The organism is Paenibacillus helianthi (genome assembly GCF_001909055.1).
Taxonomy (GTDB): Bacteria; Bacillota; Bacilli; order Paenibacillales; family Paenibacillaceae; genus Paenibacillus_AQ; species Paenibacillus_AQ helianthi.
Map to the genome: position 1 here is coordinate 1 of NZ_LVWI01000048.1, position 16,256 is coordinate 16,256.

Below are 16,256 nucleotides of genomic sequence, written 5' to 3' on the forward strand. Positions count from 1 at the left end.
TTGCTCGACACTTCCATTTTACCAAAGGGCGATTTCTTTTTGTGATTTTTGAAAGAATTGTAGGAACGTTCCCCCGCTTAAACAGCGGAGAGGACGGACTGATTGCGGAAAAGCGGTAGCGGTCGCCTTGCTCTCCGGATTTTTACCGCTACGGGAAATAAATAAAATCTGGAGAGCACAGCGATTGTAGCAACGGTCCGTTCGCGGAGCGTCCGCACCAAGTGCGCAAGTCCATCCAACTCAAAAACAGCGGGGCTGTCTCAAGTAGCCATTTCATGGCTTTTGAGACAGCCCCTTTTCTGATTAACATTGTATTCAACTAATTATTCTTCTGCTTTGCAACTTGCATACCGCCGATGATAAACATAATAATCCCAATTACTGCTAGAATAATCCGAACTAAAAATGGACTCAATGAAAACACAGCTTCACCCTGCCAGACCACTCCGAACAACCTTTCATCCAGCCCCACAATCGCCAATAATGGCTTAAGAAACAAACACAGCACTAATAATACTATCCCCCAAATAATATTGCTGTTCATTGATTCAAAACCTCTTTTCCAATTCATTTTAACTTGGTCACTTTGGTGTGAAACTGTACAAATAATTTAGCGGTATTTAATTGATTAACAAAATTAGATAAATTATCCACTTCAATGAGTATATCCTCGAATTATTCATAATGTAAATATTTTAGTCGGCAGTGAATCCTGCACTCAAAAGGTAGACTGGCTACTCGCTGCGATAAACTGTCTTGGATAGTTTAGGTATACCTGATATTTACCCTTATACAATAAAACTTTCCGTGGTAGTGTGAACATAAAGACAATGGGGGGGATATTTGTGTTTTCTAGTGAAAATGTAGATATTGATAAAATAGACCTAGTTTATGACTATAAAGATAGCAAAGTTTACAGGGATAGTTTTAATCAACTAGCGACTTTGGTTTTTGATATCAACTTTGAAGATTGGTATCAGAAAGGATTCTGGGATGATCGTTATATATGCCATTCTTTCATCAGAGATAATGTAGTGATTGCCAATGTATCCGTTAGCAAAATGGACTTGATGATAAATGGATTAAATAAAAAAGCGATTCAAATTGGCACAGTTATGACTCATCCTGATTTTAGAGGGAAAGGGCTTTCTGGAAAATTGATGAGGCACGTTCTAGATTTGTACGAGCATGATTGTGATATCTTCTTCTTATTCGCTAATAGCAGTGTAATTGATTTATATCCAATATTTGGATTTGAATCCGTTGGTGAATCACAAATCAAACTTAAATATCTTCCCACTCCAAATGCGGATACTACCTTGCGCAAGTTGAATTGTTCCCGTAAGGAAGACTTGGCATTTATCAAAAGAATGGTTTTGTCCCGCAGACCTGTTTCAGAACAATTTGGTGATATTAATAACCTTGGACTCTTTATGTTTTACGCTATAAAAGTATTTCCCGAATCAATATATTATTCGCAAGAGGACGAGGCTATTATCGTCTATCAACAAGAAGATCATAACCTAAATTTATATGATGTAGTTAGTCAATGTGACGTTAATTTAGATCGCCTACTTAAGCGTATTGCTAATGAGCAAACAGAATATATTCATTTTCATTTCACACCAGATCAATTGCCTGAGAACGTACAGTACGAGTGGATGGACAACAATGGTGATATGCTTTTTATAAAGTCTAACTTTATTTTAGATCCAAGCTCAAAATTCTGTGTACCTGCATTAGCACATGCTTAGAGTTATACTTTTCTTTTTCATACTTAACTCTAACGGAGAACGTTAGCGTTCATTGAAACAGCGACAGTCTAGGACTTTATTTCTTGTCCCTTACTGTCGCTGTTTCAATTTCCAGGGTCAGTCAGATACTTTATTATCTGTTAATACGCCCAGCCTTCGACTTCCCGGGTTCAACTCATGTAGACCATAAATTAGCAAAAATCTGAACTGCACGCGCCCCACACTCTCGGCTAATCGTGCTGTTCAGGATAAACTATATTCCACTGCCACGCATCATTCGTTGTCCGTATTACCAGTCGCCTTAGGCGAAGGTTTAGTACTTGAAGTTGCATCTGCTCCGGCGCCCGGGGTGCTGTCTGCTGCCGTGCCCGAAGCCGGCTGCAGGATCAGCTTGTACTCCCCGGCGATGATCATGTCGCCTGCGGCCAGCTTCGCACCGGCCTCCAGCTGCACCGTCACCTCGAACGCGGATGCCTCCGGCACCGCTCCCGAGGCTCCGGGAGCTCCCGGCGCGGTGCCTCCCGCCGCCGGAGAAGGCGTGGCCGCGCCGGCGTTCCCACCCGCGGCCCCCTTCACACCAGCGCTCGCAGTCGCGCCGGTCTTCTGTCCGGCACCCGTGTCGGTGCCGTCAGTCGCTGCAGGCGCGCTTGCCTCCGCGCTGCCTTCTGCTCCAGCGGCTGCATCTGCGCCGCTGTCAGACCCTGCCGGCGCACTCGCATCCGTGCCGGAACCGGCGGCGCCCGGCTTCGGCGACACGACCAGGCAGCTGCCTGTCGTCGCCGTGACCTTGTAGTCCTCCGTCACATCGCCGGAGGACACCACGCGGACCTCCGCCGGTTTGAAGGCGGAGCAGTCGGCGGCAGCAGCAAAGGTGAACACCAGGCTGCCGCCTGTTGTCCCGCCGCCCAGCCGGACGGTGGCGGGAACTAGAGCACCAGCCCCACCTGTGGCGCTGGGCTGTGCGCTGCCTTCCGGCAGAGCCGTGTCCGCAGGGTCCGGCCGAAGCACGCTGACCGCGATCATAACAGCGATCAGCACAATACCCAGCACGCTGCCGGAGATCAGGAGTTGAAATCGGCTGCGGCTGACCCACCGCGCCAGCGGCGAAGCCAGCTGGGAGCGCGCTTCGTTGTATACATTTTGCAGTGCCGGGCCTGCGGCGGCGGTATAGCTTTTACGGAAATCACGGCTCTTGAACGCATCGCGGTCGCTGCTCAGGAAATACTTCAGAATAGCCCGGCGGTAACCGGGCCACAGCTTTTTATTTGAAATAGAAAATAGCGGATTGCCCTGCGACCAGGCCAGGAAACGGTAGACCCTCTCTTTGTCGTCGCCCGCCTTACGCTTTATTAGTTCCATCAGCGTCTCATAATCCAGCGGTCCATCCTGTCGCTCGCTGCTGTGATAGAAGGCCAGCGGTACACGCTCGAACGGTTCAATATTACGCGATTCCTTCAGCCAGCGCCGTCCGAGCAGCTGCACATCATCCAGCTCTCTCGGCGATAGTCCGGCAAAAATCTCCTCTGTCGGCTTCTCCTCCCCGAACCACCGATACGCAGCCCGGAGGGCGTTCGCCTTTTGCCGGGTAATCGCATCCAGCGGCGGCTGCCAGTCGGTCACCTCGCGGTAGCGCAGAAAAGAAATCTCCAGCAGCTGCTCCTGTGTCAGCTCGTCCAGCGAGACCCGGTTCAGCAGGAAGCGGTCCGCAGCCGTCATCAGCTCCTCCAGCAGCGACAGGGCTTCGGGATAGAGCCCGCTTCCTCTGCGGCGCTCCTTTTCCGCCTTGTCCACGGAATCATGGATCGCCGCTACCGCCGCTACCGGATCAGCCTCCCGCTGCAGCTTCTCCAGCAGGTACTCCTTGACGGTATCACGGACAAACGACTGCTGCAGCGCTTCCGGCAGGAACCTGCCAAAGTGTACCACAAAGCGCAAAATGTCAGCAGACCTTGACGCCGCAGACAGCCGGGACTCCATATAAGGCTCCAGCAGCGCCCGGCGGAAGATGGGCTGGGCCAGCACTCTTTTGAAGAAAGACGCACTTAGCTCATCATTGCTCTCGATCATACCGTAAGCTGCTGCCAGTGCGTCTTCACGGCCGGCAGACTGGGCATTCAGCATACCATTGATGAAATAATCGACAATCTTGACCCGGTAATTATGGTCCTTCAGCGTAAAATACTCCACAAACTGCTCCATAATCTCGGGCACAGGAATGCCTTTCTGCCGGATCAGATCATATTCGCGGTCAAACCGCTCCAGGAACATATCATTCAGCCTCACCCGGGAAGTGAGCGCACCCTCCGGCTTCAGGTAGGACAGCAATCCGCCCAGCACCGCCTGCTTATTCTCTGTATACAGCTCTTCATTGCCCTGCTCGATCTCATAAAATACCGCCAGCTCGTTGTACAGCGCGAGCGACAGCTTGCGCTCCACGCTCTCCCCGGGCAGCAGCGAATCGGCAAAATGTGCGAAATCTTCCAGTCCGCGCTCCGGCTGTTTCAGTGTTTTCCAGGCCAGTTCGGCATAAGGCTGACGTGAATCACCGAAGTCCGCATTCATGATCCGGCCCGAAGCGAGATCGAACACAAAATCCTTCTCGATGCTGCGGTCGCCAGGGCGGAGCGAGCCCTTTTCCACGAAGGTCAGATGGATATATTTACGGCTTTTGGGCTCGCTCGCATAGGTGATCACACCCAGTCTGCGGCGGAAATCATAAGGCAAAGATGCAAAAAGCACCTCCGTCAGCTCCACCGCGCGCCGGGATAGCTCTACAATCGGGACATCCAAAGCAACATATATTTTCTTCTTCCCGGCCACAGAGACCATCACAGCCTGGAGCAGCGACTTGAACAGCTCCTCTGTGATGCCGAGTGCGCTCAGGATCGTCAGCGGATTCGTACTCCGCTCCTGCTGCAGGGCAGGAATAGCCGGAAGCTCCGGCAGTGTCCCGCCCAGCTCACCCGCATAACTGTCGGCAAAATCCGCATGGAGAAAGTCCCGGTAACCCTCCAGAATCTCCTCGGAGCGGATCGGCGGCACCACGAAATTATGGGCAAAAAAAGCGCTCCGCTGCCCTGTGAAATCCGCCGCCAGATACCGGCTCTGCCCAATGACTGTATCATTCGTCTCCGTATGGAACAAATGCAGCGCGGCAGGATACAGTTCTTCATTCTTCTCACCGCGCGCCGTCAGCTCTGCCGGAGCATCGTAGAGGCAGAAGGGGTGCAGAATTTTTTTGACAAAATTATGGTCCAGGCTCTCCGACTTCGCTACCGTATCGAATCCTTCTGTCGCCCGGTATACCCCGCGCCGCTCCCGGGTATACATCTGCTGGGTGATCATGGACCCTGAAAATCTGTTCACGGCCCGTCGCTCCCCTCAATATAGTTCAGCTTGTGCAGCAGCCAGATGAAAGGCTCGTCCACACGGATTGGGCTGACTACACCTTCTATCCTCTGATTCACGGGATTGCTGCCCAGTGCCGACACGGCAAAATACCCCGTGTTCGCAAAATACACATCCATCGTATCCTTGAACGGCCGGTCTACCTTCTCAATGAAGCGGCGGATTTCGCCGTCGATGTTGTGGAACTCGTCCAGATTCAGCATTTTGCGGTGCACATAGTTATTGAACACATTGCTGTTGGACTTAATATAGTCACCGTCCTCATCCTTCAGTGAATGGAGCATGTCGCTCTTGGCAAGCACAACTGCGGTTGGGATATCGGTTTTACTCTTCTCCTGATAGGCGATGAAATCACCGAACATGGTCAGCACCACATCGCGCGGCTCGTCATACTGCGAGACCCATTCGCCCGGACGGTCCCCGAAGTTGATGCGGATTTTCTCGCGGATGGAGCGGATCTGCAGCGGATCGACCATGAACAGGATGCCGGCAGAATTCTTGATATGCTGTCCGTGCAGCCCGAGATAGTCCTGATCGACCATACCTTCACCCGCGACATCGAAGAATACCAGCGTCAGCGGCGGCTTGGACTCATCCTTGAATACAAATTGGAAAATAAACGGCTCCTGCATTTTCTCCTTCTGGGTCGAAGCCAGCAGATCGCCCCGCTCGAACAGCGGTTCTTCATACAGTGTGCGGAACTTGCGGCTGATCTCTGCATTCAGTGGCATGCAGGCTGCGTCAAAATGCCCCGCCGTCGTATGCTGGAGTGTATGGATCAGCGAGGTCATGTACACCGACTTCCCGACCTGGGAAGCGCCGATGATCGAAATAATATTACTTGGCACCTTGCCTGCGGTCACGGGCAGCTCATTATGGCAGGACGGGCACAGCCGTCTGCGTGTAAGCACACCATAGCGGTCGGTGATGCCGGTCAGCACATGGTCCGTATAGTGGTGGTACTCCTCCGGAATATCCGCCGGATTCAGAATGGCTTCCATATCGTCAACCGTATCGAGGCCGAAACGCTCGCGGTATTTGTTCAGTGCATCGTCTTCGCCCAGCGCATAATTCTCGTCATCCTCACGGCTGTGCATAGCCCGAAAGACCACATCCTCCGGCTGGAACCGGGTGAAGCAATACGGACAGACAATATCATAAAAAAGCGGCCGCTGCTGCGGCTGATTCTTTTTCTTAAACCGGTTAAAAAAAGACATCTCTTGTCCTCCTGAAAGTTTTGTGAGCTTCTGCTCCCTTAACTTGTGAGTGTTGAACGCTCGGCAGGCCCGCTGCCTTCAGTTCCTGCGCCCAGTGATACCCTTCCGAATGCCTTGCATCACGTCAGCAGGCATTCTCTCCACTTATTCAGGTATCAGTTCATAATACAATCCATATTTGCGGCCATCCGTAAAAAAGATACGGACAGCGTCCTCTTTGCCGATTTCGATCGGCGGAAGCACGTTGCGTCCGGCGGCAAAATCCTGGACGAACGGAAAGAGTACGCCGTCCTCTTTGGACGCCGGAAAACCGCCCCGTTTTTTCACATAGCACAGTACCTCTTTGGATACGGGCACTTCGGCCGTGAGCGTCATATGTACTGTTTTTTGCTTGCCAAACAAGCCTTTTTTCTGCTGGATGGAATAGTAGATCCGCGCTTTGCCGGCACTGACCAGCGTACGGTTGGCACCATCCCGCTGACGAACCAGCAGGATGTCTCCGCCATCGGCAAGCCGGACATAAACGGTATAGACAACCAGGCCGATGTCATCCAGCCGGTCATGGTATCCGTTGTTCGCCTTGTACTCCTCACGGGTATAGAGCTTCATCCCAGGAGGAGGAAGCTCCAGGTTGTCCGGCGCCTCCGCAGGTGACTTATGAATGTAGACTGCCTGTACGCCGTCCGGCCAGTGCCACCGCAGTGTACAGAACCTGTCCTCCATCCGGGAGGATACCTCCATAATTACCGGTGTGGAGGAATCAACCTCGGCGTACCTCATGAATGTAGGCTCCTTTCCGTATCTCTTTCAGTATCTTTCAATGTCTCTTTCACGATCAGAACCCTTTGCTTCCCCGATTTCTGCGTGAGGACGGGAAGCCGTCCGACGCTGGCGAAGGAACTTCTGCGCCTCTTCCTCTTTTACGGGAAAGACGCCCCTCTCCGACTGGTATCACAAAGGTGAACAACGCAATGACGGCCGTTAGAACAAGCAGAGCCAGCAGACGGGTCATGGCATCCCCGAAGGAGTGGCCGTCCAGACCAAATTCCAGTATCAGGCCGGCGAGCAGGCCGGATACTGCGCCGCCTACGCCAAAGCTTCGCGCCAGATGCCGATTGTCAAACACAATGCCAAGCCCGATACCGAGAGCCGTACCTACCAGCAGCAGTGCCAGAATCCGCACCCCGGCATAATACGGGCTGTCTGCCGTTGAATCACTGCGCACCGTCATCAGCGTCCGGTCACCCAACCGGTCATAGATTTGTTGAAACACACCGCCGAGGAGCTCTGCATTCGTTACATCATAATATTGCCCGCCGGTTGTGGTGGCGATATTCTGAAGCAAAGCTGATCCCGAAGGATCATCCAGCGCCAGGCCAATGGTATTAACTGCAATCCCGCGGCCGACATACTCCGCAAGTTCCTTCGAGGTATCAAATTGGCTGAATCCGTCGGACAGCATGATTACCATAGCTCCACGCCCGGATGTATTGTCACTGTTTATAACACTCATGGCTTCCGTAAGTGCGGCGCTGAAATTCGTACCGCCTTCTGTGGTCTGCAGACTGCGAATAACCGAAGTTACCTTCTCACGGTTCGCAGTGCTGGACAGCGGGACCAGCGGCTGAACCACTGTGGCCTCCTGACTGAACGTCACCACGGCTACCTGGTTATCTTCATCCATGCGCTGTACCAGTGCTTCTGCAGCCGTATAACGGCTGTTGCCCGGATCGCTCTGCTTCATGCTGCCGGAGTCATCAATGACCATGACCACATCTTTTACCGGTCTCACGCCGCCGAAGTTCAGCTCATACACAAATTCCGTTACAGTGCCAACCGCGAACAGCATCACCAGCGTTACGGGCAGCAGCTTCCAGGATAAGCCCAGATATCGCTGCTTCCACGACAAGCCGTTCAATAGGGGCGAAATGATCTCCGCGAGCAAGCTGCCCAGCCCGACCCCAAGTGCTACAATGGCAAAATAGATGCCGATCAGTACGATCGACGGCAGATCATAAGGCCTGCTGTCCAGCAGCAGCTCACCTAACACAAAGGCAACTCCACCGCCAAGCAGACTGAAGAGGAGCAAGAGCAGATTGATTTTTCGCTGCATCGATATCCATCCTTTCCCGGAAAAACTTGAATTGAGCTTATCTTCATTCTTGTGGCCATGACTATCTGCTTCCACTCACCTACCTCAGTTCCGGCAGCTCTTCTTCGCTTATACCATGCAGCTTATAGCCGCTAGTGGCGTAGGTCTCATAATAGACTTTGCCGTTGCGGTAGTAGAGCAGATCCTCCAGATGGAAGCCACCCATCAGGTTCAGCTTCTCGACACCGCTTCTGCGCTGCTCATGTACAAACCCAAGCCGGTAAATGCGCGTCGTCTCATCCGCGCCGAAGGCATAACGCAGGAATTCGGAGCCGCTGTCACCGAAGAAATATTTCTCCTCATGGCGGTGCTCCTGTGTATATTCGAACAGGCGGACATTGATGCTCGCTTCTTCCTCCAGGCTGCGGTAGAGCCGTTTGAACAGCTCCTCCCTGGAGACTACTTCACGGTTCTCGTAAGCCGCCGCGACATTGGCGCGCCGCAGCAGTTCTTCCTCGAACGGCAGTGCGAACGGCTCCGCTGTCAGCAGCTCAAGGCGGCACAGCTGGGTAAGCCGCTCTGCGACAGCGGCGCCTCCTTGGCGGAGCAGGCCCGAGACGCTTCCCAGGAACCGCTCGCTGAAGAAAATACCAGGGCCGCGCCGTGCTTCCATATCCCGCATGACATCTTCCGTGACGGTCCGGTAATACTCCATAATGTTCTGGTCCACCGTCTCGCCCGTCCGGCCGATGCTGTCAAGCGCCAGACCGCGCAGCTCCTCCTCCAGCGCTTCCATGGTTTGCACCTTGGCTTTGCTGTCCGCGTGCAGCTGCTCCAGCGCCGCATCGTAGCGCAGACACAGTGCAAGCTCACTTTCCATGCGCAGCAGCTCATATTTCCGGCCGTACACACTTGCGAATAAATAATGAATGAAGTTGCGAACCGTCCGTTTGTCCAGCAGCGGCACGCGCTGGAACGGCTGGCGCTCCACACTCTCCGCGTAGAGGTGATCCAGCTCCTCCTGCGCGGAGAGAATCGCCGCCCGAAGTCCGGCCATATGCTGGCGCAGCGCATGCAGTACACTGCCCCCGCCGCCCTGCTCGGCGGTCCATTCCGCCAGCTGGTAGAAGGTCAGCGGCGGAACCGCCTTCTCCTGGTCCGCCAGTAGAGCGGCCCACTCGCGGGCAGGATCAAGAGCCGCCGCCCGCCGCGACGCCACATCCGCAAAGTTGCTGCGGAAATAGGCCTGCCCGCCGTCTCCGAACAGCAACGCCTCGGCCTCGCGCAGCGACAGCGGCTTCAGCTCGCTATAAGAGGGCCGGCCGTGGCTCATCAGCCCGGTCATCTCTTCAATTCCCGCTTCATCCGGAAGCAGCGAAGCTGCCCGTTCACGCAGGGAATCGGCGCTTAGGCCGAGCAGAACCTGCCGTTCGCGCAGACTGACTGTTCCGCCTTCCTGCAGCTTTGCGGCCAGATAATGAAAGGCATGAGCCAGCACCGCGAGAGCGATTTGCCGGTTCGGTCTGCGCACTGCCGAGAACCCGGCGGATGCGTAGCCCTGTCTTCCGGAGCTGCCCCGGATGCCGCTTTTGAAGGTCATATTGTTGTAGCCGCCGTGTCCCGTAGCCGTATCTGTAGCCGGGCGTACACGGTTCTTGAGCAGGCTGATATGGGCGATAATTTCGTAGTTGTCGTCCATGCCGTGAGCGGACATCATCCCCCGCTCGTTTTTGTCCGAGAGCAGATAGACGAGATCGAACAGCGGAGAAGGACCATGAGCTACAGGTATGGACAGCCCGTCCTCCGTGACCAGCAGCGGGGCGCTGAAGGCATAATCCGACTGCTGCATCCCGTCCAGCTCACGCAGAAAAGCCAGCCCTACCGAGCTGGAATAACCGAAGTTGTCCCCCTGCTCCCGCTCATTAATCAGCGCGTACAGGTCAGTCTGCACCGACTTGAAGGACTGGCTGAGCACCGCGCGGGCCAGCAGGGCAACCTCCGGCAGCAGCACGTTAAGCGGGTCATCGACCCGCGTAACTATAGAGAGATGGATGACGTCAAAAGAGGAATACAGCCGTCCATAATCCGCTATGCTGTTGCTTAAACGCCGCAGGCTCCGGTTCAACCCGGCCAGAAACCGGCTGTCTTCATGAAACTCGCGATAGAGTTCCTGACGGACGGTGCGGGGATCACGGCCCGCCGTTTCCGGCAGGGCCATGGCCAGGACCCGTTCTCTTCTGCCACTGCCGCCTTCAGGCTGCACCTGATTCCCGTCATGGGCATTTCCAGCCTGAGCCTGAGTCTGAGTACCACCGCCAGACTGGCCTGTGCTTCCAGCGGATGCGGCATGCAGCGCCATAATACCGCCCGCATTGTCCCATTTCCGCTCACAGCTGTCCAGCACCGGGCCGATGGCCGGGGCTACCTTGTCACCCAGGAACAGGAACAGGGCAGGATAATGAATACTGCTGCGCCCGTCCCCTTTGCTGCGCTGCGCCTCTTCCTGGGCCGCATATTGCTGCGCATAGGTTAATGCCTGTGCTTTGATCATAGGATTACTTCAGCTTTCTGCGGATGCTGCCAAGCTTGCCGGTCAGGCTCTTGTAGAAGCTGTACATTTCATCGCCGTCCGCATGCTCTACCCGCTCATATTCCAGACTGTCGCGTGCTTCCAGGAAGGAGACATACAGTCCTTCCAGTTTATACAGCAGCGGAGTCACATCCTCGGCAGCGGTCATTTCCCCGGCACGGCGCGCCGCCTTACGCAGCAGCAGGCTGCGGCTTTTCTCGTCCAGACCGCGGAAATGACGGTAGACGGCATACTCCACATAGCTGCGTTCCTTCATCAAGTTGGCGAACGGCTCCCAAGCGTCTTCGTCTTCATCACGGTCATAGACGTAGAGCGCGCCCTTTTTGGTGATCGTGTCCGTGTACAGGGCTTCAATAAACTGGTCGATCCACTTGTCTTCGTCGAGATATTGATGGAGCAGTCCATCCAGCTCGCCCGCCTTCGCTGCCAGTGCCTCATATTTGGCCAATTCCTCGCGGACACGCGTAATCAGCTGCGGCGAGCGAATGAGATTTTCCTGGGCCAGGTCCTTGTTGATGCTGCCGAAAATATCCTTAACCCCTTCGCGTTCCAGGCCGCTTGCGCGCAGCGATTTCAGCTCATCGGCCGCCTTTTTCACTTCGCCCAGATTTGGACGAGCCATGCCAAGCTGCAGGTCATAGCCGCTAAGCATTTTATCCACATCAAACGGCTTCGTGAAGACGACCGAGAAACGGCTGCTTGTATTTTCGTCGAGGCCTTTTTCAATAATTACCCCGATCTCAAGCGCTCTGGCGAAATCCGCCCGAACTCTGGCATTGTAATCCCGGACACGGGTGTTAACGTAAGTATCCCCCCATGATTTTTCCGGAATCGGTGAAGGCAGATAGGTCCAGTTGTTCTTGTCGGTCATCACCAAATGGCGGCCAATGCCTTCCTTATCCAGAATCGTCCGTTCATAATTCTCCTCGAATACCCGCAGCGGTGTATATACGAACAGTGGCACCCCGTTGCGCGTATTGAGCCAGAAAATCCGGTTCTTCACCTGACTTTCCTTAATCGTAAACTGTGATTTGCCCAGCGCGTTGTTCTGATAATTGCGGATTCCCTTCAGAATGCCCGGCGCCTTGACCGGAACGGAGACAAACCCCCACGAAGGGAAATGCAAACTGCCGGAGCTGTTGCTGAGATGGAAAATCGGCACCGCATCTTCATCCAGACGTCCGGCGATAATCCGCTCCACGAACTTGTCCAGCGGCTCCTCACGGCCATATTTCATCACCAGGAATTCTTCCATGGAGCGGGTAATCAGATCACCGAACTTATCGCTGAGGAACTCTGAAATAGAGCGCACAATATCAATCTCCTGCTCCTTGACCCAGCGCCCGGAATGCTTCAGCATCTCCCGTGTGAAGTCGCGGATCAGATCGTCGCCGTCCTTCTGGTCCATCACCTTAGAGATGGTTGAGGCAATATCCGGCACGTTAACGATATTCCAATAGTAGGTTTTGTTCCCTTTTTGGTCAGCCTGTTCTTCACCATTGATCAGAATGTCGCCATTCTTCTCGAAGATCGTGCTAAGCGCACTGAGAATCTCTGTGAACACACCATAAATCCGGTTGTTCTCTTCATTGAGAAGCTCAAACAGGTCCTCATAGAACTCAATCATCTGTTCGGTGCGCTCTACGTCGGCATGAAGCCAGTATTCATTGATCTTGGCTTCAATGTAGGCATTTTTCTTCTTCTCCTTGGAGACAAAAGCGCTCCGCGCATCGCCCAGCTTCTCCTGCGCACTGTCCTGTGCCGTCTCAATATCGCGCGGCAGACGCAGCAGGCTCTCACGCAGCGCTTCAATATAAGACTGGATCAGCTTCAGAATACAGAAGCCCTTTTCAGTATAGAGCAGCCGTGACACATAGAACGGACCCTGCTCAGGATGCAGGAAGATTCGCTCCAGCTCCTCGCCAAAGCGTCCGGTAATCTCTCCGGGAAGCTGCTTCTTGGACTTGATATATTCCTCACGGGCACGGGCCAGAAAATTCTGCTCCAGCTCCGTATCCATGTCCACCACCTGGTGCTTGATGACATTGCTGTGATTCAGGCGCTCGCTGTTCTCATAGCCGGGCAGCGGCTCCGGCACACGGGATTCGAAGGTCTTAATCATGCTGTCGAGATCGATGCCGAGCTTGCGCGCAAGCTTCTCCACATCCTCCTGCCCGGGAGCCTGCTGGAACATTTTGTCCATTTTGTCGAACAGGCGGAATGCCAGATAGGTCGTCATTTCCTCAATCGGCAGCACCGCGGACGAAGCGCCGATGATGTTGTATTCATAATTGGCAGGATAGGTCTTGTTCATCTGCGCAATATTCGTTCTGATGTTGCTGATGTAGTCGTGGATGGCGAATTCCTCGCCCGACTGTTTTTCCTCGCTGGCCATGAAGTTCGTGATATTCTCCGCTGTCACATTCATGCAGTAGTCATAGGCGTTCTCCAGCAGCTTGCCTTCGGTATTGGTCGCGGAGATCAGATGGCACAGATTGAACGGAGGCAGCGGCGAGTTCACAGTCAAAATATTGCCGTACTGCTGGCGGAATCTCTCCCCCCGGCTGTCCACGTTCATCCAGTAATCCAGCTCTTTGAGCGCCGCATAGCCATTCTTGCGGATATATTCACGGGTGTGCTCGCTGAGGCTTTTGTTCGACAGATTCACATCCGGCGTGAACAGGTAGCCCAGTGTATTTACACGGTCGATACCGGCTGAGCCGTAATCCCGTTCAATAATCCCGCGTACGATATAGGCGATATCCAGAAAAGCCCCGCTGCCTGTTCCGCCGGACAAGCCGGTGAGCAGGAAAACCATCAGCTTCTTGCTGGTACCGACGGATAGCGTCTTAATCTTCTTGTCGATGGCCGCTACCACCTGGTTGATCTTCGTGAACAGCAGCAGGCGTCCGGCCTGGCGCACCCCGGCGGCTCCGTTCATGCCATCGGTAATGCTCAGCTCCGGCGACAGCCAATCCGTAATATAAGGCTCCAAAATGCTGCGGTTCTGCAGCAGTCCGCCGATTTCCGCATTGGCCAGCAGCACAAATTCATTCTGCGGATCGAGGCCGATGCCTTTGTACCTCTTCCCGCGATCCTGCTCATTCGTCTCAAACGCCAGGAACTCTACGTTATCCGGCTTATCCCTTTTCTTCTTGGACAGCGGATCTTCCGGCAGCTTGAAACGGCGGTTAATCTGATATTTCAGCCGCAGCAGGGCGTCAATCCCCGTGCCGCCAAGGCCAATGATGAGGATTGGGTTGTCAATGGTGTCCACTCGGATTTTGTCGCTGACGATTCCTCCGCCCAGCGATACGTCGAGCTGCTGAATATGTTCTCTTACTACCGGTTTCATACGTGCTCCCCCTTATATCAAATACTCCAGTAAAATTGTCTTATCCACCGTAGCCAGGGCCACGGAAATGCGGTCGCCGCTTTTCAGTTCCAGGCCGCGCGTCACATCGGCGGCGCGTCCTGATTTTTCAACAGAAATCCCTTCGCTGCCGCGCAGCATGAGGCGGTCATTTTTGCCCGGAGTGAATACAAGCTTCTCACTCTCCTTCAGCTCAGGCGCCAGCTGCAGAAGCTGATGCAGAGTGAACTTGCCTCGGAAAGCTGAGAGTTTCTTGTACTGCGGATAGGTTTTCTCCCCGGTATTGCCGTCCAGAACTTCTACTACCATCTGCCCTACGAAGCCGCGGTTTGATTGCTTACGCAGCATCCACAGCACCACAGCCGCCGCCAGTACCAGCACGATCCCGCCGATAATATAATAGAGAGTTTTGGAAGAAGACTTATCCTGTGCAGGCTCACTCACACCCGTTCCTGCTGCCGGACTCGTCGCCACAGCTCCTGTCTTGGCATTGATCTTAAGAACATCACTCTCGCGGTAGAAGCTGCTCTCCTCCGCCCGCACCTTCAGCTCATAATTATGGCTCTCCGTAATCTTGAAGGAACCTTTGAACACCGCCCCGGTGTTATCCATCGGAAGCTCCTGCACCTTCCCCGTATCGGTATCTGTAGCAAGCAATACCGCCTTCATATCTTGATACAAATTGCTGAGTGTTACCTGAGTTCCATTGCTGAACAGGTGTGAAGAGATTTCTATGGTATCGCCTTTCTGGTAGGTCTTGGATGACAGTGCATCCAGCTTCAGCTCCAGATCATAGTTAAAGACGAGATTGATATCGATCTTGTCCTTCGGCACGCCCTTCACCTGAAGCTTCCAGTCCCCCTGTTCCGGGGACAGCAGCTTGATCAGGCTGTACGAGCTGGACTTGGAGAGCAGCACATCGTTAGACGGAATAGCCACTTCCTTGCCGGAGGGATCACTAAGCTTCGCCGTAACCGGCTGTGCGGACATAATAGAGATGTTCGCCTCCAGCACGCTTCCATTGGGAACATTTACTGTAACCTCCTGGTACTTGCCGTTGGCTGTGATGGATTGTACCGGAACCACCTTCAGTTTCAAATGGTCGGCAAAAATTTCGCTGAGAATCTGCGGCAGGTCATCCGCCGAATCGGTGGTGAACGCTTTGCCGCCTGTTTGATTGGAAATTCCGGCCAGAATCTCCTTATTCAGCTTTCCATCGGCATTAAGGCCTATAGTATAGACCGGGTAGCCTTTTTGCTTGGCAGTGGCTACCGCACCGTCCAGTTCCTGATCCGACTGGCTCTGCGTGCGTCCGGTTGCTTCGTTAAGGTCATTGTTGCCGTCCGCCAGCATGACGATCATCGGCTCATGTGCCGGATCGCTGCCGTTCTCCAGCACCTTTACGGCCTCTTCCATTCCGACGGCAATATCCGTATAGGCTCCCCGGTCCAGACCGTCAATGAAATCCTTCAAATCCTGTTTGTCTCCGGCAGAGCCGATTTGCAGCAGTGCCTTCTCCCGCTGCACCTTGTCGGTATAGGCCACAATCCCGACCTTATCGCCTTGGGCAGCCAGCATATCTATGAACATTTTCATCGCTTCATTTGCGATCTTGTTTTTGTCGCTCTTATTCATGGAATTGCTGACATCAATCAGCAGTACAGCGTCAATATGGGATGGCGCAGGTGATGCCGCGCTTGCCCTACCGGCTCCAAACGGCGCCGCCGAGATGCACAGCACCAGCAGCAGCGGGACAACATGCCGCAGTATGTTCTTGGCTGTCTTTGAAATATTAATCGGTGTACGAAGCATAAATAGGGCT

9 protein-coding genes are annotated in these 16,256 nt (G+C 53.8%); 1 reads left to right on the top strand and 8 read right to left on the bottom strand.

The window, feature by feature from the left end; translation table 11 throughout:
- Positions 1-319: 319 nt before the first annotated feature.
- The gene (locus A3844_RS17810) at positions 320-544 is read right to left on the bottom strand and encodes a hypothetical protein (RefSeq protein ID WP_074108093.1); all 225 of its coding nucleotides are present in this window, start codon (positions 542-544) and stop codon (positions 320-322) included.
- A 301-nt stretch (positions 545-845) separates the two neighbouring features.
- Here A3844_RS17810 and A3844_RS17815 point away from each other — a divergent pair, with 301 nt between their 5' ends.
- On the top strand, positions 846-1,754 hold the full coding sequence (locus tag A3844_RS17815) for a GNAT family N-acetyltransferase (RefSeq protein ID WP_167374696.1): 909 nt from the start codon (positions 846-848) through the stop codon (positions 1,752-1,754).
- Between the two features lie 273 nt (positions 1,755-2,027).
- Here the strand turns inward: A3844_RS17815 and A3844_RS17820 are convergent, their stop codons facing one another.
- The 7 genes from A3844_RS17820 to A3844_RS17850 all read right to left on the bottom strand — a co-directional run bounded on the left by A3844_RS17820 (position 2,028) and on the right by A3844_RS17850 (position 16,246).
- A complete protein-coding gene (locus tag A3844_RS17820; RefSeq protein ID WP_074108094.1) occupies positions 2,028-5,120 on the bottom strand; it encodes a GAP1-N2 domain-containing protein in 3,093 nt (1,030 codons plus the stop codon).
- The gene (locus A3844_RS17825; protein ID WP_074108095.1) at positions 5,117-6,379 is read right to left on the bottom strand and encodes a hypothetical protein; all 1,263 of its coding nucleotides are present in this window, start codon (positions 6,377-6,379) and stop codon (positions 5,117-5,119) included. The genes A3844_RS17820 and A3844_RS17825 overlap by 4 nt, the downstream gene beginning before the upstream one ends.
- Before the next feature lie 144 nt (positions 6,380-6,523).
- Positions 6,524-7,159, bottom strand: coding sequence for a beta-mannanase (locus A3844_RS17830; protein ID WP_074108096.1), 636 nt, complete (start codon positions 7,157-7,159; stop codon positions 6,524-6,526).
- A gap of 55 nt (positions 7,160-7,214) precedes the next feature.
- On the bottom strand, positions 7,215-8,492 hold the full coding sequence (locus tag A3844_RS17835; protein WP_074108097.1) for a vWA domain-containing protein: 1,278 nt from the start codon (positions 8,490-8,492) through the stop codon (positions 7,215-7,217).
- A gap of 79 nt (positions 8,493-8,571) precedes the next feature.
- Positions 8,572-11,022: a transcription initiation factor TFIID gene (locus tag A3844_RS17840; protein ID WP_083606910.1), complete on the bottom strand. Its 2,451-nt coding sequence runs from the start codon at positions 11,020-11,022 to the stop codon at positions 8,572-8,574.
- Positions 11,023-11,026: 4 nt separating this feature from the next.
- On the bottom strand, positions 11,027-14,416 hold the full coding sequence (locus A3844_RS17845; RefSeq protein ID WP_074100229.1) for a tubulin-like doman-containing protein: 3,390 nt from the start codon (positions 14,414-14,416) through the stop codon (positions 11,027-11,029).
- 12 nt (positions 14,417-14,428) lie between these two features.
- The gene (locus A3844_RS17850; protein WP_074108098.1) at positions 14,429-16,246 is read right to left on the bottom strand and encodes a vWA domain-containing protein; all 1,818 of its coding nucleotides are present in this window, start codon (positions 16,244-16,246) and stop codon (positions 14,429-14,431) included.
- Between the last annotated feature and the right edge of the window lie 10 nt (positions 16,247-16,256).

What these genes read in the sequence shown, in the direction of transcription:
- A3844_RS17810 (WP_074108093.1), bottom strand. Translation starts at nt 544, where the DNA reads ATGAACAGCAATATTATTTGGGGGATAGTATTATTAGTGCTGTGTTTG.
- A3844_RS17825 (WP_074108095.1), bottom strand. Translation starts at nt 6,379, where the DNA reads ATGTCTTTTTTTAACCGGTTTAAGAAAAAGAATCAGCCGCAGCAGCGG.
- A3844_RS17830 (WP_074108096.1), bottom strand. Translation starts at nt 7,159, where the DNA reads ATGAGGTACGCCGAGGTTGATTCCTCCACACCGGTAATTATGGAGGTA.
- A3844_RS17835 (WP_074108097.1), bottom strand. Translation starts at nt 8,492, where the DNA reads ATGCAGCGAAAAATCAATCTGCTCTTGCTCCTCTTCAGTCTGCTTGGC.
- A3844_RS17840 (WP_083606910.1), bottom strand. Translation starts at nt 11,022, where the DNA reads ATGATCAAAGCACAGGCATTAACCTATGCGCAGCAATATGCGGCCCAG.
- A3844_RS17845 (WP_074100229.1), bottom strand. Translation starts at nt 14,416, where the DNA reads ATGAAACCGGTAGTAAGAGAACATATTCAGCAGCTCGACGTATCGCTG.
- A3844_RS17850 (WP_074108098.1), bottom strand. Translation starts at nt 16,246, where the DNA reads ATGCTTCGTACACCGATTAATATTTCAAAGACAGCCAAGAACATACTG.